This window comes from Pelagibacterium sp. H642 (assembly GCF_031202855.1).
Taxonomy (GTDB): Bacteria; Pseudomonadota; Alphaproteobacteria; order Rhizobiales; family Devosiaceae; genus Pelagibacterium.
Map to the genome: position 1 here is coordinate 1,656,524 of NZ_CP101829.1, position 24,568 is coordinate 1,681,091.

Consider the following 24,568-nt stretch of genomic DNA (forward strand, 5'->3'; position numbering starts at 1 on the left):
ACGGCAATAAAGCGGCAGAACGGGCGGCGATGCTTGCGGTGGATGGCGCCGCGGCCTATCTCTTGACCAAGCATAAAGGTGAACCATGGCCACCCACACTCAAGTCGCCGTTATCGGTGGCGGCCTCGTCGGCAAGGCATCGGCGGTCGCCGCGGCCAAGGCGGGATTTTCAACCCTCCACATCGCTCCGGAGGCCCCGGCCGACCGGCGAACCTCGGCCCTGATGGGACCTTCGGTCGAGTACATGACCAGGGCCGGGCTGATCGACGACCCCGAGGCGCTGGGCGTTCCGCTGACCCGCATCCGCATCATCGATGCGACCGACCGCTTGCTGCGGGCGCCCGAAACGGTGTTTGCCGCTTCCGAATTCGGCCACCGGGCCTTTGGCTGGAACTTTGCCAATGCGCGGCTGGGGGAGAGCTTTGCACGCGCCGGGGCCGATTGCGCGGGGCTGGAGCTCAAGGCCGCCGGCCTGGCTGCTGCCCGGCGCATCGACGAACTCTGGCACCTTAACCTCAACAGTGGGGAAGAGGTGACCGCCGACCTCATCGTAGGGGCGGACGGCAAGGGATCCAGCGTGCGCAAGGCGGCAGGGATCGGTGTGCGGGAGCGCAAATTCGATCAGGCGGCGCTGGTGTGCGACCTCGAGATCGACCGTGGGCTGGATGGGGAATCGGTCGAGTTCCACTATCGCGACGGCCCGTTCACGCTGGTTCCGGCTGGGGAGAATCGCGCCAATCTGGTCTGGATCGACCGCCGTGACATTCTCGAAGCGGCGCGGGCCGACGGCTTGGAGGAAGCCGTCAACGCGCGGTCGCAGCATCTGTTCGGCGCCATCAGGGTTATAACGCCGAGTTTCGTTTTTCCGCTGTCTTCGCTTTCGGTCGAGGCGGCGGGCCGCAACGGCGCGGTGCTGGCGGGGGAATCGGCGCATGCTTTTCCCCCGATCGGGGCGCAGGGGCTCAATCTGGGGCTGCGCGACGTCGCCGATCTCGATCTGTGCCTCAGGGCAGCCAATCCGGGGGCCTTCGGCTGGGCCGACGCGGTGGCAAAAAGCTATGCCGCGGCGCGCAAGGGGGATCTGGGGCGCACGGGAGCGTTCGTGGATGGCCTGTTCGGCTCGCTGCTGTCCCCGCATCTGCCGGCGCAGGCCTTCCGCACCGCCGGGCTTTGGAGCCTCAAGGCATTTCCGGCGCTGCGCAAGCGTGCCATCGCCTTCGGAATGGGGCAATAAAAAAGGGGGGCGTAACGTCCCCCTTTTCATTTTAGATGAAGCCCACGATGGCGCGGACTTGCTTCATTGTCTTTTCGGCTAGCACGCCGGCCCGCTCGGCGCCGTCGCGCAGATAGCCATCAATGGTTTGCGGATCGGCAAGCAGGCGCCGCATCTCGGTCGAGATCGGTTCGAGCACCGTGACGGCGAGGTCGGCAAGGGCCGGCTTGAAGGTGCCCCAGCCGGCGCCGGCGAATTCGGTGAGAACTTCGGACTTGGTCTTGTCCGACAGCGCCGCATAGATGCCCACCAGATTGTCGGCCTCGGCGCGGCCCTTGAGCCCTTCGACATCGGCGGGGAGCGGCTCGGGATCGGTGGTGGCGCGTCTGATCTTTTTGGCGATGGCATCGGCATCGTCGAGCAGCGAGATGCGCGAGGCGTCGGAGGGATCCGACTTGCTCATTTTTTTCGTCCCGTCGCGCAGGCTCATGATGCGGGTGGCGGGGCCCGCGATCAGCGGCTCGGTGATGGGGAAGAATTCCGGATCGAAGCCGTTTTCGGCGATGGACGCGGCGTAATCGTTGTTGAACTTCTGCGCGATGTCGCGGGTGAGTTCGAGATGCTGCTTCTGATCGTCGCCCACCGGGACCGAGCCGGCCTTATAGAGCAGGATATCGGCGGCCATCAGCGAGGGGTAGGCGAGAAGGCCCAATGAGACGTTTTCGGAATTTTTCCCCGCCTTGTCCTTGAACTGGGTCATGCGGTTCATCCAGCCGATGCGGGCGACGCAGTTGAAGATCCAGGCCAGTTCGGCGTGCTGGACCACCTGGGACTGGTTGAAGACGATCGAGGCCTTAGGGTCGATGCCGGCGGCGATGAAGGCGGCGGCGACTTCGCGGGTGGCGCGGCGCAGCTCGTTGGGTTCCTGCCAGACGGTGATCGCGTGCATGTCGACGACGCAATAGAGGCACTCATGGGTCTGCTGCAGCGGCACGAAACGGCGGATGGCGCCGAGATAATTGCCGAGGTGCAGATCGCCCGAGGGCTGGATGCCGGAAAAGACGCGATTGTTAGCAGGCATGGATAGATCTTTGCGAGTTCTATGACATTGATGAGCGGGTGTCGCACAGGCGAGGGGGGATGACAAGCAGAGGAGCTTGTCGGGAGCAGAGCACCGCCCCGAACGCGTCATCCCGGGCGGAGACCGGGGATCGAGTAACCGGAAGCGTTGGCAGACTATCTCGGGCGCTGCCGGTTACTGGACCCCGGATCAAGCCCGGGGTGACAGGGTGGTTATGGAAGGTCGGCGGCAAACCCTGCGAGGCGCTCAACGCCGGCGCCGCAAGCGGGCGAGGAAGGGATCGAGCCGCTGGATGCCGGTGAAGTGGAGGGTGGCGAAATAGAGCCCGGCGCCCAGCCCCACAAAGGCGGCGAGGGCGACGAGCTGGAAGGGGAAGAAGGCGCCCGGGGCAAAGACCGGCCGAGCCCAGACCGATGCCAGCCACAAAATGGCGCCCATAGTGACCGCGGCAGCCAAAATACCGGCGAGGCGGGCGGTTTCCCCGCTAGAGAGGCGGAAATGGCCGCGCCGGCCCAGGAGGATGGCGAGGAGGATCACGTTGACCCAGGCCGAGACCGAGGTGGCGAGCGCGATGCCGATATGCTGGAGGGTGGGGAACAGGGCAAGCGATACGGCGATGTTGACCACCATGGAAAGCCCGGCGAGCAGCGTCGGGGTCTTGGTGTCACGGCGGGAGAAAAATCCCGGCTGGAGCACGCGGACGAGGACGAAGGCGGGGAGGCCGACGGCAAATCCCGCCAGCGCCTCGGACACCGCGACGGTGGCGGCGGCATCGAAGGCGCCGCGCTCGAACAGCACGCGCACGATGGGGACGCCGATGGCGATGAGCGCGGCGGCGGCGGGGAGGGTGAGCGTCATCGAGAGCAGGATCGCCTGGCTCTGGCTGGCGCGCGCCTCGGTTTCCCGCCCCGCCGAGAGGTGGCGCGAGAGTTCGGGCAGAAGCACGGTGCCGATGGCGATGCCGATGATGCCCAAGGGGAGCTGATAGAGCCGGTCGGCATTGGCGATGATGGCGATGGCTTTGTCGGCCTGGGAGGCGATGACGGTGCCCACGAAGACGTTGATCTGGATGATGCCGCCCGCCGCGATGGCCGGCAGCGCCAGGAGCCAGAAGCGTTTGACGTCCTCATTGTAGCGCGGCCAGGAAATCCGTGGCGCGAAACCGGCACGCTGGATGGCCCACCAGACGAGCGCCAATTGCGCCACCCCGCCGGCCATGGCGGCGATGCCGAGCCAGAAGGCGACATCGGCGGGGTTTTCGATCGCCAGCACCGCCAGGGGGACGAGGACGGCGATGTTGACGATGTTCAAGAGCACCGGTGCGAAGGCGGCGGCGAAGAATTTACCCAGGCTGTTGAGGATGGCGCCATAGGCGGCCATGAGACTCATGCAGGCCAGGTAGGGGAACATGATGCGCGAGAGAAAGACGGTGAGCTCGAACTTTTCCGGATCGTCCACGAAGCCGGGGACGAATACCAGCATGATCTGGCCCATGAAGATTTCGGCCAGGATCGTGACGATGACGATGGCGGCCACCAGCCAGCTCATGATGCGGCCGGCGAGCTTTTTGGCCTCGTCGGGGCCTTCGGTTTCGAGCGCGCCCGAGAACATGGGCACGAAGGCGGTGTTGAAGGCGCCTTCGGCGAAAAGGCGCCGGAAGAGATTGGGGAAGCGGAACGCGGCCTGAAAGGCATCGGCGGCCGGGCCGATTCCGAGCACGGCGGCGATCAGCGCATCGCGGATGAAACCGAAGATGCGGGAAATGAGGGTGAGCCCGCCCACCGAGAGCGTGTTGCGGAAGAGGCTCATGGGATGCGGCGCTCACGCGCGAGCGAGGGTGCGTGCGGCGAGCACGTCCTCGTGCAATGATTGCTCACGCCGAAGCCTTTTCGCGGCGGGCAGGGGCGAAGACGGCGGCCAGGGCGTCGTGGATGCGCTTTTGCCTCACCTTGGAGGTGATCTTTCCGCCCATCAGATCGGTGACGTAGAAAACGTCCACCGCCTTTTCGCCATAGGTGCCGATATGGGCCGAGCCGATGGTGAGGTTGAGGTCGGACAGCGCGCGGGTCAGATGGTAGAGCAGGCCCGTACGGTCGAGGCCGGAGATCTCGATCACGGTGAATTTGTCCGAGAGCGCGTTGGAAATATAGATTTCGGTGGGCACCGAGAAGGGTTTCAGCCGCCGGTTGTAGCGCGAGTCCACGCCCAGATCGGCGGGCAGGTATTTCTTGCCCTCGAGCAGCGCCTTGACCGTATCGGTGATGCGGGCTGCCCTGATCTTTTCGTCCTCGTCGGCGGTAAAGGCGCGGCGCAGGCGGAAGGTGTCGAGCGCATGGCCATCGCGGGTGTTGAAGATCTGTGCGCCGATGATCGAGGCATCGGCCATGGTGCAGGCGCCGGCGATCAGCGAAAGCAGACGCGGATGATCGGGGGTATAGAAGGTGACTTCGGTGATGCCCTCGAAACTCTTGATGGCCGTCGAGCCGGCAAAGGCGGACTCCTTGGCCTCGGCCGCATCGATCATCCTGGCATGGGCCAATTGCAGTTCGGGCTCGGCGCGCAGCCAGTAATTGGTGAAATGACGCTCGATATAGCGATCGACCTTTTCGGCCGGCCAATCGGAAAGACCCGCGCGCAATTCGTCCTGGGCCTCGTGCACGCGGTCGCGCTGGGAAACCTGGGAATGGCCGCCCGAAAGCAATGGTTCGGTGGCGTAATAGAGCGCGCGCAGGAGCGAACCCTTCCAGCCGGTCCAGGTGCCCGGGCCGACAGCGCGGATGTCGCAGGCGGTCAGGATCATCAGGAGCGCCAGGCGCTGCGGGCTTTGGACCACGGCGGCGAACTGGCGCGCGGTGTCGGGGTCCTGAATGTCGCGCGATTGGGAGATCTCGCTCATCAGAAGATGGTAGCGCACCAGCCAGGCGACGGTATCGGTTTCGGCGGGCGACAGCCCCAGGCGCGGACAGAACCTTCGCGCGATGGTTTCGCCGGCTTCGGAATGGTCTTCCGGGCGGCCCTTGGCGATGTCGTGCAGGAACAGGGCGACATAAAGCAGGCGCACATCCTGAAGGTGCGGCAGCAGCTCATGGGTCAAAGGCAGTTCGTTCTTCAATCCGCCATTGGCGATATCGGCCATGACGCCAACGGCGCGGATCAGGTGCTCGTCCACCGTATAGTGGTGGTACATGTTGAACTGCATCAGAGCGACGATCTTGCCGAATTCGGGCACGAACTTGCCCAGGACCCCAGCCTCGTTCATCCAGCGCAGCACGCGCTCGACCGATTTGGGACTGGTGAGGATATCGAGGAAATAGGAATTGGCGCGCTCGTTGCTGCGCAGCCTGGCATCGATCAGCCGCATTGAGCGGGTCAGAAGCTTCAGCGCATCGGGGTGGAACATCACCCCCTCGCGGGCGGCGACCCAGAAGATCTTGACGATGTTGACCGGGTCTTTTTCGAACGCGTCATCGGCCGAGACCGTGATGCGCCCATGTTCGAGGACGAAATCGGGCTCGCCCCGTATGGCGCGGCGCGGCTTGCGGAACGTGGAGAGCACGCGCCCGAAGGTATCGACCTTTTTGGCGTGGGCGAATTCGAGTGAGGTGCAGAAGATGCGGGTGAGATCGCCCACATCCTTGGCGACGAGGAAATAGCGCTTCATGAAGCGCTCGACGCCCAGCATGCCGGCGCGGCCCGAATAGCCAAGGCGCTCGGCCATTTCCTGCTGCACTTCGAAGGTCAGCCGGTCATCGGCGCGCCCGACAAGGAAATGGAGATTGCAGCGCACCGCCCACAAAAAATCCTCGGCGCGCTGGAAGGCGCGGTATTCGGCCTTGGAGAACACGCCCTTTTCGATCAGATCGGCTGGCGTAGCCACGCGATAGAAATATTTGCCGATCCAATAGAGGGTGTTGAGATCGCGCAGCCCGCCCTTGCCGTCCTTGACGTTGGGTTCGACCACATAGCGGGTGTTGCCCTGGGCTTCGTGGCGCGCGTCGCGCTCGGCCATTTTCGCGGCGATGAATTCGGGGCCGGTCTTTTCGACGATCTCGGTTTCGAACTTTTCGCGCATCTGGGCGAAAAGCTTTTGATCGCCCACCAGGAACCGGCTTTCGAGCGTTGCGGTGCGCACCGTCATGTCCGAGCGGGCCATGCGGATCGAATCATCGACCGAGCGGACGGCGTGGCCAACCTTCTGGCCCAGATCCCAGAGCATATAAAGGACGTATTCGGTGACGCTCTCGCCCCAGGGGGTCTGCTTATAGGGAAGGATAAAGAGCAGATCGATATCGGATCCCGGCGCCAGCGTGCCGCGGCCATAGCCGCCCACAGCGGCAATGGCGAGCGATTCGGCGCCCGAGGGATTTTCGCGCGGGAAGACATAGCGGGTGGCCCAGAAATGGGCAGCCTTGATCACCTCATCCTGGGCAGCGGCGAGGGTCGTCGCGCAGCGCGTGCCCTTGTGGGTGGCGACAAGCTCGGCTTCGGCATTGGTGCGCGCCGATTTGAGCGCGGCGCGCAGAGCCGCCAGCAGGGCCGCGCGGGCCGTCGTGCTCGCAGGGGCGGCGTCGCCGATTTTTTCGCGCACGGACGCGATCAGCGCCTCGGCATCGAGAACGCCAGCCCTTCTGCGCGAAATCGGTTCAACGGTCGCCGTCGGCATTGGCAGCCTTCTTGAGTTCATAAATCCATTCGAGCGCGGCACGTGGAGAAAGATCGTCGGGGCGCACGGTCTCGATCATATCGAGGACCGGGTTAGCATGAGGTTGAGGCGCGTCCGGCTCAAGAGGGATTGGCATATGGGCAAAGAGCGGCAGGTCCGCAAGGGCCGAGGCCGGGTTGGACTGGCCCCTCGCTTCGAGTTGATCGAGCACCTGGCGGGCCCGGGCGATGACGGGAGCCGGCAGGCCGGCAAGCTTAGCCACCTGGATGCCATAAGAGCGATCGGCGGCGCCGGGGACCACCTCATGGAGGAACACGACGTCGCCCTTGTATTCCTTGACGCTCATCGTGTGGTTGGAAACCCGCGAGAGCGCCGCCGAAAGAGCGGTCAATTCGTGGTAATGGGTGGCAAAGATCGCCCGGCAGAAGGTGGTTTCGTGCAGAGCCTCCACACACGCCCAGGCAATGGAAAGCCCGTCGAAAGTGGCGGTGCCGCGGCCGATTTCGTCGAGGATCACCAGCGAAGATCGGGTGGCCCGGTTGAGGATCGCAGCGGTTTCCACCATTTCGACCATGAAGGTCGAACGGCCTTGCGCGATATCGTCGGATGCCCCGACACGGGAAAAGACGCGATCGACCACCCCGATATGAGCGGAGGTGGCCGGAACATAGGACCCCATCTGCGCCAGGATGGCGATCAGCGCGTTCTGGCGCAGGAAGGTCGATTTACCGCCCATATTGGGGCCGGTCACCAGCCACAATTGACCGCCATCCTCGGTTTCGGGGGCTGAGAGGTTGCAATCGTTGGCGACGAAGGCACGGCCCTCGGCCTCGAGCGTTCTTTCCACCACCGGATGGCGGCCGGATTCGACTTCAAAGGCCAGGGAACCATCGACATGGGGGCGGCACCAATTGCGCTGGGCGGCCAGCGTGGCAAGCGCCGCGGCGACATCGAGCGCGGCCATGGCATCGGCAGCGGCGACAAGGTCGCGGGACTGGGCGATGGCCGCTTGCCGCAGGCGGGAAAAGATCGAAAGCTCGATCTCGACGGCGGTTTCCTGGGCGCGGGCGATTTTCCCTTCGAGTTCGGCCAGTTCGGTCGTGGTGAACCGCATGGCATTGGCGAGGGTCTGGCGGTGGATGAAAACGCTGTCTTCGAGCAGGCGCGCGCCGTGGGAGGCGGGGACTTCGACGAAGAAACCGAGCACATTGTTGTGCTTGATCTTGAGGGCCTTGACACCGGTGGAGTCGCATAGCGCTGCCTGGAGTTCGGCGACAACCTTGCGGCTTTCCGAACCCAGCCGGCGTTGGGTATCGAGTTCGACATCATAGCCCGAGGCGACAAAACCGCCATCGCGGGCCAAAAGAGGCGGTTCGTCCACAAGCGCCCGGGCAAATTCGTCAGCCAGGATTTCCGGCGCGCGGGCGAGGCCGGCGGCGATCGATTGCAGTTCGGCGCCGGGATCGGGCAGGCTGGAGACCAGCGAGGCGAGAGCGCGGGCCTGGGTGATGCCGCGGCCGATGGCGGCCAGATCGCGCGGGCCGCCGCGTTCGAGGGTGAGGCGAGTCAGCGCACGGGCGATATCGGGAGCGGCGCGCAGGCCTTTCCGCATCGCGTCGGTCTCGATTGAATTGTCGATCAGCACATCGAGGGCGTCGAGGCGGGCGTTGATGGCCGCCGGATCGTTGAGGGGCGCAGCGAGGCGGCCGGCGAAAAGGCGGGCGCCGGCGCCGGTGACGGTCAGATCGACGGTGCCGCGCAGCGAACCGCGCGTGTCGCCGCGCTGGGTGACCAGCAATTCGAGCGAGGAACGCGTCGCCGCATCGATCTGCATATGCTCGCTCGCCGCCTCGCGGCGGGGAAGGCGCAGGGGGACGCCGGCGCCTTTTTGCGTTTCGGCGACATAGGCGATGAGCGCCCCGAGCGCGGCGCGGGCGATGCGGGAAAAGGCGGTGGGGTCAACCGCGCCTTCGAATGTTTCGCGCAAAAGGCGCGCGCCGGTTTCGGAATCGAAGCTTTCATGCGGGCGGCGGGTGGCGGCGGCGAGGCGATCGGCCGAGAGGAAACGCAACTCGCGCAGCTCGTCGGCGAGGCGGTCGGAGAGGACGAGTTCGGCCGGATCGATGCGGGCGATCTCGTCGGCCAACGCGTCGCGGTCCAGATCGGTCACCAGCAATTCACCGGTAGAAATATCGGCCCAGGCGATCGCAAAGCCTTCGCCATCGGCGCCCAGGCGCGCCAAGCAAAGGAGGAAATTGTTGCCGCGGGCGGGAAGGAGATCATCTTCGGTGAGCGTTCCGGGGGTGACCAGGCGCACCACGTCGCGCTTGACGACCGATTTGGAGCCGCGCTTTTTGGCTTCGGCCGGGTCTTCGACCTGCTCGCAGACGGCGACCTTGTGGCCCAGGGAAATGAGCTTTTTGAGGTAATCCTGGGCGGCATGGATGGGCACGCCGCACATGGGGATATCCTCGCCCAGATGCTTGCCGCGTTTGGTCAATGTGATGCCCAGGGCGGCGGCGGCGATCTCGGCGTCCTCGAAGAACAATTCGTAGAAATCGCCCATGCGATAGAACAGCAAATAGCCGGGATTGACGCCCTTTATTTCGAAATATTGGGCCATCATCGGCGTCATGCCCGTTGCGGCGGGCGGCGCGTAATCGGCCTGGGGCTCGGTCTGCGTCATCTAGGGCTTAGGAAATCCGGCACATGGCTCTCAAAGGCAGCCGGCACGCTATGACAAAAGCGTTGTGATTCCAACCGGTGATCTAAAGCCCAGGATGCCGCAGGCCGGTGACGCGCTCGACGCGGCGGCGATAGGCGAGCGGGGCAGCGGCAAAGCGGGCGAGAACGAAGACATCGGTGGTGCCGAAGGCCCTGTCCACATAGGCCGTGTCGCCGAAGACGGCGTTGACGCGCAGATAGCCGCGCACAAGCGGAGGCATGGCGCGCAGGGCGGCGTGGCGGTCGACGGTTTCGAGCCGGTTCATGGGCAGGGCATTGCCGGGCCAGGCAGTTGCCGACCATTCCTCTGGGGCGCGGGCGGTCTGGTAGAGATGCGAGAGGGCCAAGGCGTGGGCGGCGGGATCGGTGCCGGGAAAACTGGCGGCGCCGAAATAGACGTCGATGCCGTTGCGACAGGCATAGGCCCAGAGCCCGCACCAGAGCGCCTCGATGGTGCGCATGGAACGGTAAGAAGGTGCGACGCAGGAGCGTCCGACTTCGCAAAAGCGCAGGCCGGGATGGCGGGCGAAAAGGTTGGAAAGATCGAATTCGGTATCGGCATACCAGCCCAGGCCGGGCGCAGGGCTGCGCATGGCGCGGTAGGTGCCAACGATCGCCGGGGCATCCCCTAGGGTGCGGGCGCGGGTGTCGATGACGATGATATGGTCGCAAAACGGATCGAAGGCATCGGCTTCGACGTGTTCGGCGTGGTCCATCGAGGGCGCATCGACGCCGCGCTCGCGGTGAAAGACCTCATAGCGCAGGCGGAAGGCGGCGTGGCGTTCGGCCGGGATGGTGGCCAGGCGCACCTCGAACTGGCCCAGGCGGGCAAGGAGGAGCGGTGCTGCGGGCGCGCGTTGGAGGGCGGTTTCGATCATTTCTCCTTTGTACTGGAGTTGGAGGCAGGAGGGAATTGCGGCGGGAGGAAGCGGAAGGAACTTCTTTTCGGGAACGCGGAGGTGTTGCAGGTCTCCGGGTCCAGCCCGAAGACGACGAATTGATGTGAGTTCCCTATGGGCCGCGGCCCCTGCCTTCGTCATTGTCGGACTTGACCCGACAATCCGCAACATCGCCGACGCTCAGCAGGGGTGTGGCATCGACGCTATCAACCCGTATTGACGTGCGTGCGAGGAGTGGTCATGACTTACGTACCTCAATGGGCGGAGGAACACTTTGACCACCGGCGGTCGAGTCACAGTTCACGATCTGGCGCGGGCGGCGGGGGTGTCGCTGGCGACGGTGGATCGCGTGCTCAACGGGCGGCCGGGGGTGCGGCAGGGGACGATCGATAAGGTTGAGGCCGCAATTGCCGAGATCGGCTTCCGGCGCGATTTGACCGCTTCGATGCTGGCGCGGGCCCGCGATATCGGAATTGCCGTGATCGTGCCCGAGGCCACAAACCAGTTTTTCGGCAAGCTGGCCGAGGCGGTGGAAACGATCGGGCACCAGATGCGGGCCGAGCGGCTGCGGCTTGACCTCACGCGAATCCGGGCCATGGACACGCGAGCGCTGGTCGCGGCGCTCGATGTGGTGGCATCGGACCACAGCGATTGCGCGGTGATCGTCGCCATCGACAAGCCAGAGGTGCATGCGGCAGTGGCGCGGGCCGCCGGGCGCGGGATCAGGGTGATCACGCTGGTATCCGACTTGCCCGGATCGGCGCGTCAGGCGTTCGTGGGGATCGACAACCGGGCGGCGGGGCGCACGGCGGCTTCGCTGATGGGCCGGTTCCTGCCCCAGGGCGGTATGGTGGGGCTGGTGGCCGGATCGCTGGAGCTGATCGACCATGCCGAGCGGGTGGAAGGGTTCCGGGAGGTTGCCGAGGCGGAGTTTCCCGCCATCGCCATTGCCGGGCCGATCGAGGGACAGGATGAATTCACGCTCACCTATGAGAGGACGCTGGAACTTTTGACGCACCACCCGGATCTGAGCGGCCTCTACAATGCCGGCGCCGGCAATGCGGGCATGCTGATGGCGCTCAATGAAAAGGGACTGGCGGGCAAGGTGCGGGTGATCGGGCACGAATTGACCGGGCCGACGCGGGCCGGGCTGGAATCGGGAGCGGTCGATCTGGTGCTCGACCAGAGCCCGGAGGACGAAATCCGTGCGGTGTGCGCTGCGGCGCGGCGGCTGGTGCTGGGCCCCGACGCCGCGCCGCCGGCGGCACCCATCGAGATCAAGGTTTTCCTGCGCGACAATCTGCGCTAAGAACGGGACCATCATCGAGAGCGCCGGAGCGGCCCCAAGGGCATCCCGGAAGGAGGAGTTTCTTGTATGACCTATTTTGAGGTACGTTCCTCACTTGTGGGTAATCGGAGGGGATCATGAGCTTTCTCGGGCTCGATATCGGCACGTCCGGGGTCAAGGCCGTGCTGATCGACGGCGAGGGCAAGGCGCTGGGGGAGGCCAATGCGCGGCTCAGCCTATCGCGGCCCAGGCCGGGATTTTCCGAGCAGAATCCATTCGATTGGTGGCAGGCCGTACTCAAGGCGGTCGACAACCTCAAGGACAAGCATCCGCAGGCCGTTGCGGCCATCAAGGGGATCGGGCTTTCGGGGCAGATGCACGGAGCAACGCTGCTCGATGCCGACAATCAGGTGATCCGTCCCGCCATTCTCTGGAACGACGTGCGCTCGGCCGCCGAGTGCGCGGAGATGGAGAAGGCGCTGCCTTCCCTGCGCCAGATCGCCGGCAACATCGCCATGCCTGGGTTCACGGCGCCGAAGATCCTTTGGGTCAAAAAGCACGAGCCGGAAAACTACGACCGCATCGCCAAGGTGCTGCTGCCCAAGGATTATGTGCGCTTTCTTCTGACCGGCACCTACGTCTCGGACATGTCGGACGCGGCGGGGACGCTGTGGCTGGACGTCGAATATCGCGGCTGGTCGGACGATCTTCTGGCCGTCACCGGGCTCACCACCGAACATATGCCTTCGCTGGTCGAGGGAACCGAGCCTTCGGGACATTTGAAGGACGAACTCTGCCGCCGCTGGGGGATTGCGCAAGCCCCGGTGGTGGCGGGGGGCGGGGGCGACAATGCCGCCTCCGCCTGCGGCATCGGGGCGGTGGAGCCGGGAACCGGGTTCGTGTCGCTGGGAACCTCCGGGGTGCTGTTCGTTTCGAACGAAAAATTCTCGCCCAATACCGAAGGGGCGGTGCACGCCTTCTGCCATGCGATTCCCAGAACCTGGCATCAGATGGGGGTGTTCCTTTCGGCCACCGACAGCCTCAACTGGCTGTCCAAACTGGTGGGACAGGAGGCGGCGGCGCTGACCAAGGCGGTTGCCGCCGATTATGCCGGACCGGGGGAGGAGATTTTCCTGCCCTATCTCTCGGGCGAGCGTACGCCGCACAACAATGCCGATGCGCGCGGCGCGTTCGTCGGGCTTTCGCATCTCTCGGACGCCAAGACCATGGCGCGGGCGGTGATGGAGGGCGTGGCCTATGCCGTGCGCGATTGCCAGCGCGTGCTGACCGATGCGGGAACCGGGATCGATACGCTGATCGCGGTGGGCGGGGGATCGAAATCCGATCTTTGGCTCGAAATGATCGCCACCAATCTCGGGATGGCAATCGAGGTGCCAGAGGACGGGGATTTCGGCGGCGCGTTCGGCGCGGCGCGGCTGGGACTGATCGCGGCGACGGGGGCCGACCCCAAGGCGATCTGCACCAAGCCGGCCATCAGCAAGACAATCGAACCAAGGGCGGACCTCAAATCCGCCCATGACGACCAATACCGGCGCTATCGCGCGCTTTACGGGGCAATCGAGGAGGCCCGCGCACAATGACCGATTTTTTCAAAGGCCTGAGCAAGGTTCCCTATGAGGGGTCCGAGAGCACCAATCCGCTGGCCTTCCGCCACTATAATCCCGACGAGATCGTCCTAGGCAAGCGCATGGAGGAGCATCTGCGCTTTGCCGTGGCCTATTGGCATTCCTTTGCCTGGGAGGGTGGCGACCCGTTCGGCGGACGGACCTTCGAGCGCCCCTGGTTCGATGGCGGCATGGATGCGGCCAAGGTCAAGGCCGATGTGGCGTTCGAATTGTTTGACCTGCTCGGCGCGCCCTATTTCTGCTTCCACGACGCCGATGTGCGGCCCGAAGGCGAAAGTTTTGCCGAAAGCAAGAAGCGGCTCGAGGCGATCGGAGACATTTTCGAGCAAAAGATCGCCGAGACGGGGGTCAAGCTGCTCTGGGGCACCGCCAATTTGTTCTCGAACCGCCGCTTCATGGCCGGCGCGGCGACCAATCCGGACCCGGACGTGTTCGCCTATGCGGCGGCGACCATCAAGGCCAACATGGACGTCACCCACCGGCTGGGGGGCGAGAACTACGTGCTGTGGGGCGGGCGCGAGGGCTATGAAACGCTACTCAACACGCGGATCAGGCAGGAGCTCGACCAGATGGCGCGCATGCTCTCCATGGTGGTCGAATACAAGCACAAGATCGGCTTTCCCGGCACCATCCTGATCGAACCCAAGCCGCAAGAGCCCACCAAGCACCAGTACGATTTCGACGTGGCGACGGTTTATGGGTTCCTCAAGCGCTATGGGCTGGAAAACGAGGTGAAGGTCAATATCGAGGTGGGGCACGCCATCCTGGCCGGCCACACCTTCGAGCACGAGGTGGCCACCGCCGCGGCACTGGGGATTTTCGGTTCGATCGACATGAACCGCAACGACTACCAGTCGGGCTGGGATACGGACCAGTTCCCCAACAACGTGCCCGAGGTGGCGCTTGCCTATTACCACATTTTGAAGGCCGGCGGGTTCACGACTGGCGGCACCAATTTCGATGCCAAGCTGCGGCGGCAGTCGATCGATCCCGAAGACCTGCTGCACGGCCATATCGGGGGCATGGACAGCTGCGCGCGGGGGCTCAAGGCTGCCGCCGCCATCATCGAGGACGGAAGCTACGACGCGTTTCTTGATGAGCGTTATGCCGGCTGGAACGGCGCCGAGGCGCAGGCGATGCTCAAGGGCGAGCGCACGCTCGAGGAGATCACGGCGCGGGTGGAGGCCGAGGGGATCAACCCGCGGCCGAGATCGGGGCGGCAGGAATATCTCGAAAATCTGATCAACCGGTTCGTTTGACGACCAGGGCGTCGGCGCTCTTGGCGCCCCCCTCATCCGACCGCTCCGGGAGCCCCCTCTCTCCTGGTGGGAGAGGGGACGGGGGTGAGGGGGCGCAGAGCCTGCGACAGAACTCACAAGTGGGAGGAAACCACATGCCCATCCGCCAAAACCCCATCCTGCCGGGTTTTAATCCCGATCCTTCGATCCTTCGCGTGGGGGAAGACTATTACATCGCGACATCGACCTTCGAATGGTATCCGGGCGTCCAGATCCATCATTCGAAAGACCTCGCGAACTGGGAGCTTCTGACCCGGCCGCTCAACCGCAAGAGCCAGCTCGACATGCGGGGGAACCCCGATAGCTGCGGGATATGGGCGCCGTGCCTTACCCATGACGGGGAAAAATTCTGGCTGGTCTATACCGACGTCAAGCGCAAGGACGGCAACTTCAAGGACGCCCACAATTATATCGTGACGGCCGATGAAATCACCGGGCCGTGGTCCGATCCCATCTACGTCAATTCCTCGGGCTTCGACCCATCGCTGTTTCACGACGATGACGGAAAGAAGTGGTTCGTCAACATGCTGTGGGACCACCGCAACGGGCATCACCGGTTCGCGGGGATCGCGCTGCAGGAGTTCGATCCGGTGGCGGGCAAGCTGGTGGGCGAGCGCAAGAACATCTTCAAGGGCTCGCCCTTGAAGCTCGTCGAGGGGCCGCATCTCTATAAGCGCGACGGGTGGTATTACCTGCTGACCGCCGAGGGCGGCACGGGGTATGACCACGCCTGCACGCTGGCGCGGTCGAAAAATATCGGCGGGCCGTATGAGCTGCATCCGGACATGCACATCATCACCGCCAAGGACGATCCGCTCAATCCGCTGCAACGGGCCGGGCATGGGGATATCGTCGAAACGCCGGAGGGCGAGACCTATATCGTGCACCTGACCGGACGACCGACGACGCAGAAGCGGCGCTGCGTGCTCGGGCGCGAGACGGCGATGCAGAAGGCCGAGTGGCGGGACGATGGCTGGCTTTATCTGGTCGGCGGGTCGAATCTGCCGAAATCGGAGGTCGAGGTGCCGGGGGTCTACGACCAGGCGGCGTTCGACGCGGAGCGGCGATACAGCTTCGAGGATGATTTGCACATCGATTTCCAGTGGCTGCGCACGCCGGAAACGGAGCGGATTTTCGTGTGCGGCGGTGGAAGGCTACGCCTCTTCGGCCAAGAATCGATCGCCTCGTGGTTCGAGCAGGCCCTGGTTGCCCGCCGGCAGCAGCATTTCGACTATGAAGCCGAGACCGAGCTGACCTTCGATCCCCAGGACGAGCGGGAAATGGCGGGGCTGACCGCCTATTACGGGCGGTATAATTTCCACTATCTGCACCTGACCGCCAACCCTGAGGGCGGGCGCGAGCTCAACATCTTTTCCTCGGTCGTCTCGTTCCCCGACGGCAGGCTCACCCATTGGATCGATCCGGTGCCGGTGGGCGAGGGGCCGGTCAAGATGAAGGTGCGGGTGAAGAACTCGGGCCTGCAGTATTTTTATGCCCAGGGCGACGAAGCCTGGAAGGAGATCGGGCCGGTGCTCGATGCTTCGATCCTTTCGGACGAATGCGGCGGGCATGCCGAGCATGGGAGCTTCACCGGCGCGTTTGTGGGGATGGCGGCGCAGGACCTCAACGGCACCGCGCGGCCGGCCGATTTTTCCCATTTCGTCTATCGGCCGCTTTAAGTTTTTTAATTTTGCCGCGCTCCTTTCTGGACGCAAAGCGGGCGGTTTCACGTGAATCCGCCCGCCCAAAAACCTTTCTGGTCGCGTGCTCAAACCGCAAAAGCGCAATCCGCGTTCGCCGGGAACGCTATTCGCCTACAGTGAGGGTCACTTCGATATTGCCGCGCGTGGCGTGGGAATAGGGGCAGACGATATGGGCGCGATCCATGATGTCCTTGACCTTTTCGGGGTCGAGGCCGGGAACAGTGGCGGTGAGGCCGACCTTGAGCCCAAAACCCTGGCCGTCATCGCGCTTGCCGAAGCCAACATCGGCGGCAACCGTGCTCTCGTCGGGAAGCTTGATCTTGTCCTGGCCGGCCACGAACTTCATGGCGCCCAGAAAGCAGGCCGAATAACCCGAGGCGAAGAGCTGTTCGGGATTGGTGCCTTCGCCGCCCGAGCCACCCATTTCCTTGGGCGTCGAGAGCTTGACGTCGACCTTGCCGTCATCGGTTTTGGCGTGGCCGTTTTCCCGGCCGCCGGTGGCCGTGGCATGAGCGGTGTAAAGAACTTCCATGATGCACGCTCCTTTGTGATTGGGCATCGAAATCTGGCCGTCTGGGCAACGCGGCAAAGACGGTTGCGGTTCAGGCGGTGAAGGTACGATAGGATAAACATATATTGTGCGCAATATAATTTTGTGCAATGATTTTGTCATGAAACACCGCACCGATACCCTGCCGCCCCAAGACCAGCTCTGTTTCGCGGTTTACGCCGCCGGACAGGCATTCAACCGCCTCTATCGCGGGCTGCTCAAGCCTTTGGGGCTGACCTATCCGCAATATCTCGTCATGCTGGTGCTCTGGCGCGATGACGGGGTGCCGGTCTCGGCCATCGGGCAGCGGCTGGGGCTCGATACGGGCACGCTGACGCCGCTGCTCAAGCGCCTGGAGGCGAGCGGCCTGCTGACCCGGACGCGCAGCGCCCAGGACGAGCGCAAGGTGGTGATCGCGCTGACCGACAAGGGGCGGGCGCTGGAAGACAAGGCGCGCGACATTCCCCAGGCGATCGCCTGCGCCAGCGGACGAGACCTGCCGGGCGTGGTGGCGCTGCGCGACGAGATCAACGCGTTGACCAGAGCGCTGGAGGCCGCCGGAGGCGACAGCTAGCTCAGCTCATATAGAGATTTTCCATGCGCTGGCCGTCATCGGTCATGAAACGATGATCGGCGGGCGGATGGGCGCGCTGCCCGCATTCGCGGCGCGGGCAGATGCGGCAGCCCACGCCGATGGGGACGGCGCCGGCGGGCGCTGACAGGTCGACGCCATCGGCATAGATCATGCCGGCGGCGTGGGTCACATGGCAGCCCAGCCCGATGGCGACATGGCGGCGCGGCGCGTTGTGGGCATAGCCGCCCTTGGTGATGGCCTTGGCGATGCAGAAATAGCGCTGGCCATCGGGCATCTGGGAAAGCTGGACGCTGATCTGGCCGGGGTTCAAGAACGCCGAATAGACGTTCCAGCGCGGGCAGGCGCCCGAATGGCGCGGGATGTGGATGCCCGAAAGCGAGAAGCGCTTGGAGATGTTCCCCGCGATATCGGTCCTGACCAGATGCAGCGGAATGCCGCTCATCGATGGCCGCTGGAGCGTGGTCATGCGGTGGCAGACCTGTTCGAAACTGGCGCGGAAGCGACGCCCCAGCCGCTCGATATCGTAGCGGGTGTCGCGGCAGGCGCGGAAGAACGCCTCATAAGGCATGACCAGCGCGGCGGCGAGATAGGAGGCCAGCACATTTCGGGCCAATCCCATGCTGTCGGGCTGGGGCAGGGTGCTTTGCTCGATCAGCGCCCCGATTGGGTCGTCGCCCACCAGCAGCGCCAGGTGCTGGGCCAGGGTGAAGAGTTCGGATTCGGGCTCGAGCGTATCGGAAACCAGCAGCACGCGTCCGCTCTCGTCGAGGCGGCGGACGACGCCATTGGGGAGCGAGGCCAGCCGGGTTTCGATGCCGAAGACGTTGAAAAGATAGGTTTTCAGCCCCGCCTCGAAACTGTCCGAGGTGTTGTCGATATCCTGGCGCACCCGCTCGGCGGCCGCTTCCAGGGTGGGGAAATAGTTGGCGTTCTCCTGCAGGAAGTCGGAGACCGCTTCGGTCACCACATTATGGCCCGTGACGGGAAGCTCGGCGGCGGACGATTTGGGCGCCTGCAGGTGCCGCATCTGGTCGAAGAGTTTCAGCACCGCACGGCCCACGGCCGGATGATGGGTGGCCAGATCGCGGATATCGGTGTTGGTCAGATCCGCATCGGCGAAGATGTCGTCGCCGAACATTTCCATCAGATCTCCGGCGAGCCGCGCATCGTCGCTTTCGGCGAGTTCACCGGGTTCCACCCCGAAATATCCGGCGACCCGGAACAGCAGCGGCACGGTGATGCGGCGGCGATTGTGTTCGATCAGATTGAGATAGGAGGCGGAAATCTCCAGCGCTTCGGCGAGTTGTGCCTGGCTCACCGATTTCTGCCGCCGCAGCCGCCTGATGCGGCCGCCGATCTGCAGGTCGATCCCGTTCATCGCCATTCCTCCTCAACAGCAATTCTTTACTGACTTTACAGATCAGCGGAGCGATCTTTTCAGCACTTTACAGCTTAACACGCTGTTTCTGCTTCTTTTCTTGCCCTTTCGCGCTTGATTGTCAATTCTTTACCTCAACAGGCACGCAGCGACGTGCCACCGACAAAAGGAGAGAGAACATGAACGCGCAAGAGATCATCGACACGACCAAGGAGGACTTCGTCACCATCATCGCCCCATCGATGGCCGAGGTGATGGCGAGCTTCAAGAGCCAGGGGCTGGCTGAGCGGGACTATTCCATCGTCCACCGCGCCGGAAAGCACAGCTTTACCATGGCCGGCGGGCAGAAGCTGTTCGACGGCGCTCAGATGGTCGCCGCGACGTTTGCGCGGCGGGGATAGTCGCTGGGGTGGGTGTACCCTGAAGCTCAGCGCCCCCCTCATCCCCGACCCTTCTCCCACCAGGGGAGAAGGAGGCTCTTTTGGCTAGCTCTGAAGCTCCCACAAACTCAGCTCCCCTTCTCCCCTGGTGGGAGAAGGTGGCCGCGAAGCGGTCGGATGAGGGGGGCGCAGCGCTTGCCGATACCACCGACGCCGATCTTTCATTCGACAGGAGGACACCACAATGCTCGAGAGATCACCCGCCCCGCACACTTTCGAAGCCCCCGATTGGGCGCCCGACCGCTGGGCCAATATCGCCCGCGACTACACCCCCGACGATGTGGCGCGGCTTTCCGGGTCGCTGCCCATCCGCCACACGCTGGCCGAAAACGGGGCGCGGCGGCTGTGGGAATTGCTGCACACCGAGGATTTCGTCCCCACGCTGGGCACCTTCACCGGCAATCAGGCCGTCCAGCAGGTCAAGGCAGGCCTCAAAGCCATTTATCTTTCCGGCTGGCAGGTGGCGGCGGACGCCAACACATCGGGCAATATGTACCCCGACCAGTCGCTCTATCCCGCCGACTCGGTGCCCGCGATCGTCAAGCGGATCAACAAGGCGCTGCAGCGGGCCGACCAGATCCAGGCCATGGAGCGGCTGGACGGCAAGTCTGACGAGGATATCGACTTTTTCGTTCCCATCATCGCCGACGCGGAAGCCGGGTTCGGCGGAGCGCTCAATGTTTTCGAGTTGATGAAGGCAATGATCGAAGCGGGCGCCGCAGCGGTTCATTTCGAGGATCAGCTCGCCTCCGAAAAGAAATGCGGGCATCTGGGCGGCAAGGTGCTGGTGCCGACCCGCACCTTTATCCGCACGCTCAACGCGGCGCGCCTGGCCGCCGATGTGATGGGCGTCCCCACCCTGATCATGGCGCGCACCGACGCGGAGGCGGCGCAACTGATCACCTCGGATGTCGACGAATACGATGCGCCCTTCATCCCCGGCGAGCGCACCGAGGAAGGGTTCTATCGTTTGAAGGGCGGGTTCGAGGCGGCGATCGCGCGCGGGCTGGCCTATGCCCCCTATGCGGACCTGATCTGGTGCGAGACCTCGACGCCCCGCCTCGAGGACGCCAGGCGCTTTGCCGAGGCGATCCGCAAGGAACATCCAGACCAGATGCTGGCCTATAATTGCTCGCCCTCATTCAACTGGGCCAAATATATGGGCGAAGCGGAAATGGCAGCCTTCCAGCGCGAATTGGGGGCCATGGGGTACAAATACCAGTTCATTACCCTGGCCGGCTTCCACAACCTGTCACTCAGCACCTTCAATCTGGCGCGCGGCTACAGGGAGCGCGGCATGGCCGCTTATTCGGAACTGCAGCAGGCCGAATTCGCCGCCGAGCGCGAGGGCTTTTCGGCGACCCGGCACCAGCGCGAGGTGGGGACGAGCTATTTCGACGCCGTGGCCACCGCCGTCAGCGGCGGAAAAAGCGCAACGACGGCGATGGCGGGTTCCACCGAGACGGCACAGTTCCACTGACCAGGTTTATCCCCGATCTTATCCACAGCAAAATGATTCACGTGAAGCAATGTGCTTCACGTGAATCGCTCATCGCCGCGTCATGGCCAGGGCAGCCCAGACAGCGGGAAGGCTCAGGCCGGCGCAGAGAGCGAATGTCATCACCAATACCCCCGTCAGTGCCTCGGGCGTTGACGCCGCCGCGATGCCCGCGCTGTTAGCGATCAACCCCGCGACCGCGGCGCCGATGCCATAGCCGGCCGACTGGATGGTGGGGAGCAGGGCCGAGGCCCTATCGCGTTCGCCGGGGCGTGCCGCTTCCATGATCGTCTGGCTGGTATAGGCCCAAGAGGCGCCATAGGACGCGCCGATCAGCACCTGGGATAAGATCACAAGCGGCAGTTGCCCCATCGCCAGCGCGACGGCGAGAAGGCCGAGCCCGGCCACCAGAAGCATCGGGCCGATGCGGATGAGGCGCGGGCGCGTGGCATCGGACACGCCGGCGACGAGAATTGCCACAATGCTCCAGGTGATAGCCATCACGGCACCGACCATGCCGGCCAGGGTCGGGCCGAAAGCGAATATGTTCTGCAGCGCATAGACCAGGAACACGGCCGAACCGGCTTGGGCGAGAGGCATCAGCAGGATGACCCACAGCCCGGCGCCCACCACATCGTCGAGGCGGAAGGCGTGGGTGGGAAACAGCGGCGTCGCGGCCGTGCGGTCCCGGACGATGACCGACCAGAGGGTGGCCGCGGCGAGGGCCAGGCAAAGGCCGGTCAGCACCGGCGAATCCAGGAGCCCACCCACCGACACGGCCATGATGGCCGCCCCGATCAGCAACAGCCTTACGATCGGCAAGCGGCCTTCGGCCTTGCTCCTGATGCCGCGGGGCACGATGAGCAGCACCAGGGCGATGAAGATCGCCCCGATCGGGAGGTTCACGGCAAAGGCCGCGCGCCAGGACAAGGTCTCGGTGAGCCCGCCCGAGAGCACGGGACCGCCAAAGGCGGCCAGCGCCCAGACCACCGATTCGGCCCCGAACACTTTGGGGACGAGAGAAGAGGGAAAAAGTTCGGGGATCAGCGCATAGCAAATGGCTGCGACGATGCCTTCGCCCAGCCCCTGCAAGGCGCGGCCGACAAGCAGTTCGGGCATCGATCCGGCGATGGCGGCGATGAGCGAGCCCAAAAGGAACACCGAGGCTGCCGCGATCAGAGCCATGCGGGCGCCCAGCCGCTCCTTGAGCAGCGCGGCGCCGGCGCCGCCCATGATGGCAAAGACCAGAAAGACCGTGGTGGCCCAGGAGAGCAGCGCCACCCCACCCAGCTCCGCGACCGCCGTGGGAAGCGCCGTGGACACCAGAAAGCCATTGAAGGCCAGAAGCGCCACGCCCAGGCAGAGCGTGACCGTGGCGCCGAGATAACGGGGAGAGACGATGGCGGACCAGCCCGAGATGGTTGCTGTCATTGTTGGCAATCCAATTTAACAAGCATCATCTTGTTAAATGGAGTTCCCACCGCTGTCCAGAGGGCTTTTTAGGGCGGAAAATTTGGTATAGGGAGGCGCGCGGACCATATAGGTCGCATCGACATACCTTTTCGGAGACACGCCGACCGTGGGCCCTGAGATCACCGGTTATAAGAGCCGCCGCACCTTTGCGATCATTTCGCACCCGGACGCGGGCAAGACGACGCTGACCGAAAAGCTGCTTTTGAACTCGGGCGCCATTCACCTGGCCGGCGAGGTCAAGGAACGCGGCGAGCGTCGGCGCACGCGCAGCGACTGGATGGAGATCGAGCAAAAGCGCGGCATTTCGATCACCTCGTCGGTGATGACCTTCGAGCATGACGCGCTGACGCTCAACCTGCTCGACACCCCGGGCCACGCGGACTTTTCCGAGGATACCTACCGGACGCTGACGGCCGTCGACTCGGCGATCATGGTGATCGACGCGGCTAAGGGCATCGAGGCGCAGACGCGAAAGCTTTTCGAAGTGTGCCGCCTGCGCGACATTCCCATCATCACCTTCGTCAACAAGATCGACCGCGAAGCGCGCGATACACTGGAAATCCTCGATGAGATCATGGAGACCCTGGCCCTCGATACCGCGCCCATGATGTGGCCGGTGGGTGCTGGCGTTGATTTTGGCGGGCTTATCGATCTCGAGCGCGGGCGGTTCATCTCGCCCGAAGGGGCGCCCGAAGCCGAAGCTCCGGGGGTGGACGCGCTCACCCAACGTTACGCCGGCACCCAGAACATCCTGGTGCGCCAGGCGATGGAAGGGCTGGAACTGGCCTCGGATTCGCTGCCCAAATTCGATCAGACGGCCTTTGAAGAGGGCACGCTGACGCCGGTTTATTTCGGCTCGGCCTTGAAATCTGTGGGCGTGCGCGAACTGCTCGAAGCCGTGTGCCGTTTCGCCCCCGCGCCCCGCACCCAGCCGGCGGCACCCACTCCGGTGGAGCCAGGGGATGCGGCCTGCACCGGCTTCGTCTTCAAGGTGCAGGCCAATATGGACCCCAACCACCGCGATCGCGTGGCCTTCGTGCGGGTGGCATCGGGGACATTGAAGCGCGGCATGCGCTTAAAGAACGTGCGCTCGGGCAAGGATCTCAAGATCGCCAATCCGATGTTCTTTTTCGCCCGCGAGCGCGAACTGGCCGACGAGGCGGTGGCCGGGGACGTTGTCGGTATCCCCAATCACGGCACGCTTTCGGTGGGCGATACGCTGACCGATGGTGCCGATGTGACGGTGACCGGCATCCCAAACTTCGCGCCGGAAATGCTGCGGCGCGTCCATCTTTCCGATGCGAGCAAGACCAAGCAGCTCGCCAAGGCGCTCAACGACCTGGCCGAAGAGGGCGTGGTGCAGGTGTTCAAGCCCACCCTGGGCTCGGGCTATTATGTGGGCGCGGTGGGGCCGCTGCAGCTCGAGGTTCTGACCAGCCGCGCCGCCGTCGAATATTCGGTGCCGATCCGCATCGAGCCGGCGCAATATGTGACGGCGCGGTGGGTGAAGGTCAACGACAAGGCCCAGTTCGAAAAATTCGCGGCGCTGCACCGATTGAACATCGCCGAGGACCGCTATGGCGATCCGGTGTTCCTGGCCCCGAGCCAGTGGGAAATCGACCGCTGCGCCAAGGACTTTCCCGAGCTGACCTTCATGACGACCAAGGATCGCGGAATCGCCGCTTAATCCGTTCAGCGCGGATCATGGAAACTTTGCCATGACACGCGCCATGCCGATCGAGGCGGGCATGACCGGTTCGAAGCCGAATTTTGCATAGAGGTACTTGGCATCGCCATCGGCGATCAGGGACACATAAGCATCCTGAGGCGCCTCGCGTTCGAGCCAGGCCATCAGTTCGCCCATGATCGCCTTGCCCAACCCCTTGCCCTGATGGGCGGGATCGACGGCAATATCAGTGATCTGGTAGGCCGTGCCGCCATCCCCGATGATGCGGCCCATGCCCACGGCTCGGTCACCATGGAGCACGAGTACGGCAAAGAGCGTGTTGGGAAGGCCCTTCTCCATGCCGTCCCGACTGCGCGGAGAGAGGCCTGATATGGCGCGCAGCCGGGCAAAGGTTTCAACATCGGGCGTGCGGGCGATTATCGAATAGTCCAT

18 protein-coding genes are annotated in these 24,568 nt (G+C 64.1%); 9 read left to right on the plus strand and 9 right to left on the minus strand.

Translation table 11 applies throughout. The annotated features are described in order from the left end of the window. Positions 1–85 precede the first annotated feature (85 nt). Complete coding sequence (locus NO934_RS08150) at positions 86–1,234, plus strand: FAD-dependent monooxygenase (protein ID WP_309163412.1); 1,149 nt, start codon at positions 86–88, stop codon at positions 1,232–1,234. A gap of 31 nt (positions 1,235–1,265) precedes the next feature. Here the strand turns inward: NO934_RS08150 and trpS are convergent, their stop codons facing one another. From trpS to NO934_RS08175, 5 genes are all read right to left on the minus strand, one after another. After that, the gene (gene trpS, locus NO934_RS08155; protein WP_309163413.1) at positions 1,266–2,294 is read right to left on the minus strand and encodes a tryptophan--tRNA ligase; all 1,029 of its coding nucleotides are present in this window, start codon (positions 2,292–2,294) and stop codon (positions 1,266–1,268) included. A gap of 246 nt (positions 2,295–2,540) precedes the next feature. Continuing rightward, positions 2,541–4,103: a murein biosynthesis integral membrane protein MurJ gene (murJ, locus tag NO934_RS08160; RefSeq protein ID WP_309163415.1), complete on the minus strand. Its 1,563-nt coding sequence runs from the start codon at positions 4,101–4,103 to the stop codon at positions 2,541–2,543. A gap of 64 nt (positions 4,104–4,167) precedes the next feature. Next, a complete protein-coding gene (locus tag NO934_RS08165) occupies positions 4,168–6,957 on the minus strand; it encodes a [protein-PII] uridylyltransferase (RefSeq protein WP_309163416.1) in 2,790 nt (929 codons plus the stop codon). After that, a complete protein-coding gene (mutS, locus tag NO934_RS08170) occupies positions 6,938–9,643 on the minus strand; it encodes a DNA mismatch repair protein MutS (protein WP_309163417.1) in 2,706 nt (901 codons plus the stop codon). Before mutS ends, NO934_RS08165 begins: the two co-directional genes overlap by 20 nt. Positions 9,644–9,725: 82 nt before the next feature. After that, positions 9,726–10,559 carry a GNAT family N-acyltransferase gene (locus tag NO934_RS08175; protein WP_309163418.1) on the minus strand — a complete coding sequence of 278 codons (834 nt, stop codon included), beginning with the start codon at positions 10,557–10,559 and terminating at the stop codon, positions 9,726–9,728. 295 nt (positions 10,560–10,854) lie between these two features. Here NO934_RS08175 and NO934_RS08180 point away from each other — a divergent pair, with 295 nt between their 5' ends. The 4 genes from NO934_RS08180 to NO934_RS08195 all read left to right on the plus strand — a co-directional run bounded on the left by NO934_RS08180 (position 10,855) and on the right by NO934_RS08195 (position 16,491). Beyond that, positions 10,855–11,889: a LacI family DNA-binding transcriptional regulator gene (locus tag NO934_RS08180; RefSeq protein WP_309163419.1), complete on the plus strand. Its 1,035-nt coding sequence runs from the start codon at positions 10,855–10,857 to the stop codon at positions 11,887–11,889. A gap of 116 nt (positions 11,890–12,005) precedes the next feature. Continuing rightward, the gene (gene xylB, locus NO934_RS08185; RefSeq protein ID WP_309163420.1) at positions 12,006–13,469 is read left to right on the plus strand and encodes a xylulokinase; all 1,464 of its coding nucleotides are present in this window, start codon (positions 12,006–12,008) and stop codon (positions 13,467–13,469) included. Further along, positions 13,466–14,773, plus strand: coding sequence for a xylose isomerase (gene xylA, locus NO934_RS08190; protein WP_309163421.1), 1,308 nt, complete (start codon positions 13,466–13,468; stop codon positions 14,771–14,773). The genes xylB and xylA overlap by 4 nt, the downstream gene beginning before the upstream one ends. 140 nt (positions 14,774–14,913) lie before the next feature. Then, positions 14,914–16,491: a glycoside hydrolase family 43 protein gene (locus NO934_RS08195; RefSeq protein WP_309163686.1), complete on the plus strand. Its 1,578-nt coding sequence runs from the start codon at positions 14,914–14,916 to the stop codon at positions 16,489–16,491. A 127-nt stretch (positions 16,492–16,618) separates the two neighbouring features. Here the strand turns inward: NO934_RS08195 and NO934_RS08200 are convergent, their stop codons facing one another. Then, positions 16,619–17,047, minus strand: a complete 429-nt coding sequence (locus NO934_RS08200; protein ID WP_309163423.1) for an organic hydroperoxide resistance protein — start codon at positions 17,045–17,047, stop codon at positions 16,619–16,621. A 139-nt stretch (positions 17,048–17,186) separates the two neighbouring features. Here NO934_RS08200 and NO934_RS08205 point away from each other — a divergent pair, with 139 nt between their 5' ends. Continuing rightward, positions 17,187–17,639: a MarR family transcriptional regulator gene (locus NO934_RS08205; protein ID WP_309163424.1), complete on the plus strand. Its 453-nt coding sequence runs from the start codon at positions 17,187–17,189 to the stop codon at positions 17,637–17,639. A 1-nt stretch (position 17,640) separates the two neighbouring features. Here the strand turns inward: NO934_RS08205 and NO934_RS08210 are convergent, their stop codons facing one another. Next, complete coding sequence (locus NO934_RS08210) at positions 17,641–19,038, minus strand: short-chain fatty acyl-CoA regulator family protein (RefSeq protein ID WP_309163427.1); 1,398 nt, start codon at positions 19,036–19,038, stop codon at positions 17,641–17,643. A gap of 179 nt (positions 19,039–19,217) precedes the next feature. Between NO934_RS08210 and NO934_RS08215 the strand changes: the two genes are divergently transcribed. Next, positions 19,218–19,439, plus strand: coding sequence for a hypothetical protein (locus tag NO934_RS08215; RefSeq protein WP_309163429.1), 222 nt, complete (start codon positions 19,218–19,220; stop codon positions 19,437–19,439). 223 nt (positions 19,440–19,662) lie between these two features. Next, positions 19,663–20,958 carry an isocitrate lyase gene (gene aceA / locus NO934_RS08220; RefSeq protein WP_309163431.1) on the plus strand — a complete coding sequence of 432 codons (1,296 nt, stop codon included), beginning with the start codon at positions 19,663–19,665 and terminating at the stop codon, positions 20,956–20,958. Between the two features lie 69 nt (positions 20,959–21,027). Here the strand turns inward: aceA and NO934_RS08225 are convergent, their stop codons facing one another. After that, positions 21,028–22,407: an MFS transporter gene (locus tag NO934_RS08225; protein WP_309163433.1), complete on the minus strand. Its 1,380-nt coding sequence runs from the start codon at positions 22,405–22,407 to the stop codon at positions 21,028–21,030. A 148-nt stretch (positions 22,408–22,555) separates the two neighbouring features. On the opposite strand from NO934_RS08225, the gene NO934_RS08230 reads away from it, so the two are divergent. Then, positions 22,556–24,136 (plus strand): peptide chain release factor 3, encoded by a 1,581-nt coding sequence (locus NO934_RS08230; RefSeq protein ID WP_309163436.1) that lies wholly within the window; start codon positions 22,556–22,558, stop codon positions 24,134–24,136. 15 nt (positions 24,137–24,151) lie between these two features. Here NO934_RS08230 and NO934_RS08235 read toward each other — a convergent pair whose 3' ends face one another. Next, positions 24,152–24,568, minus strand: a complete 417-nt coding sequence (locus tag NO934_RS08235; RefSeq protein ID WP_309163438.1) for a GNAT family N-acetyltransferase — start codon at positions 24,566–24,568, stop codon at positions 24,152–24,154.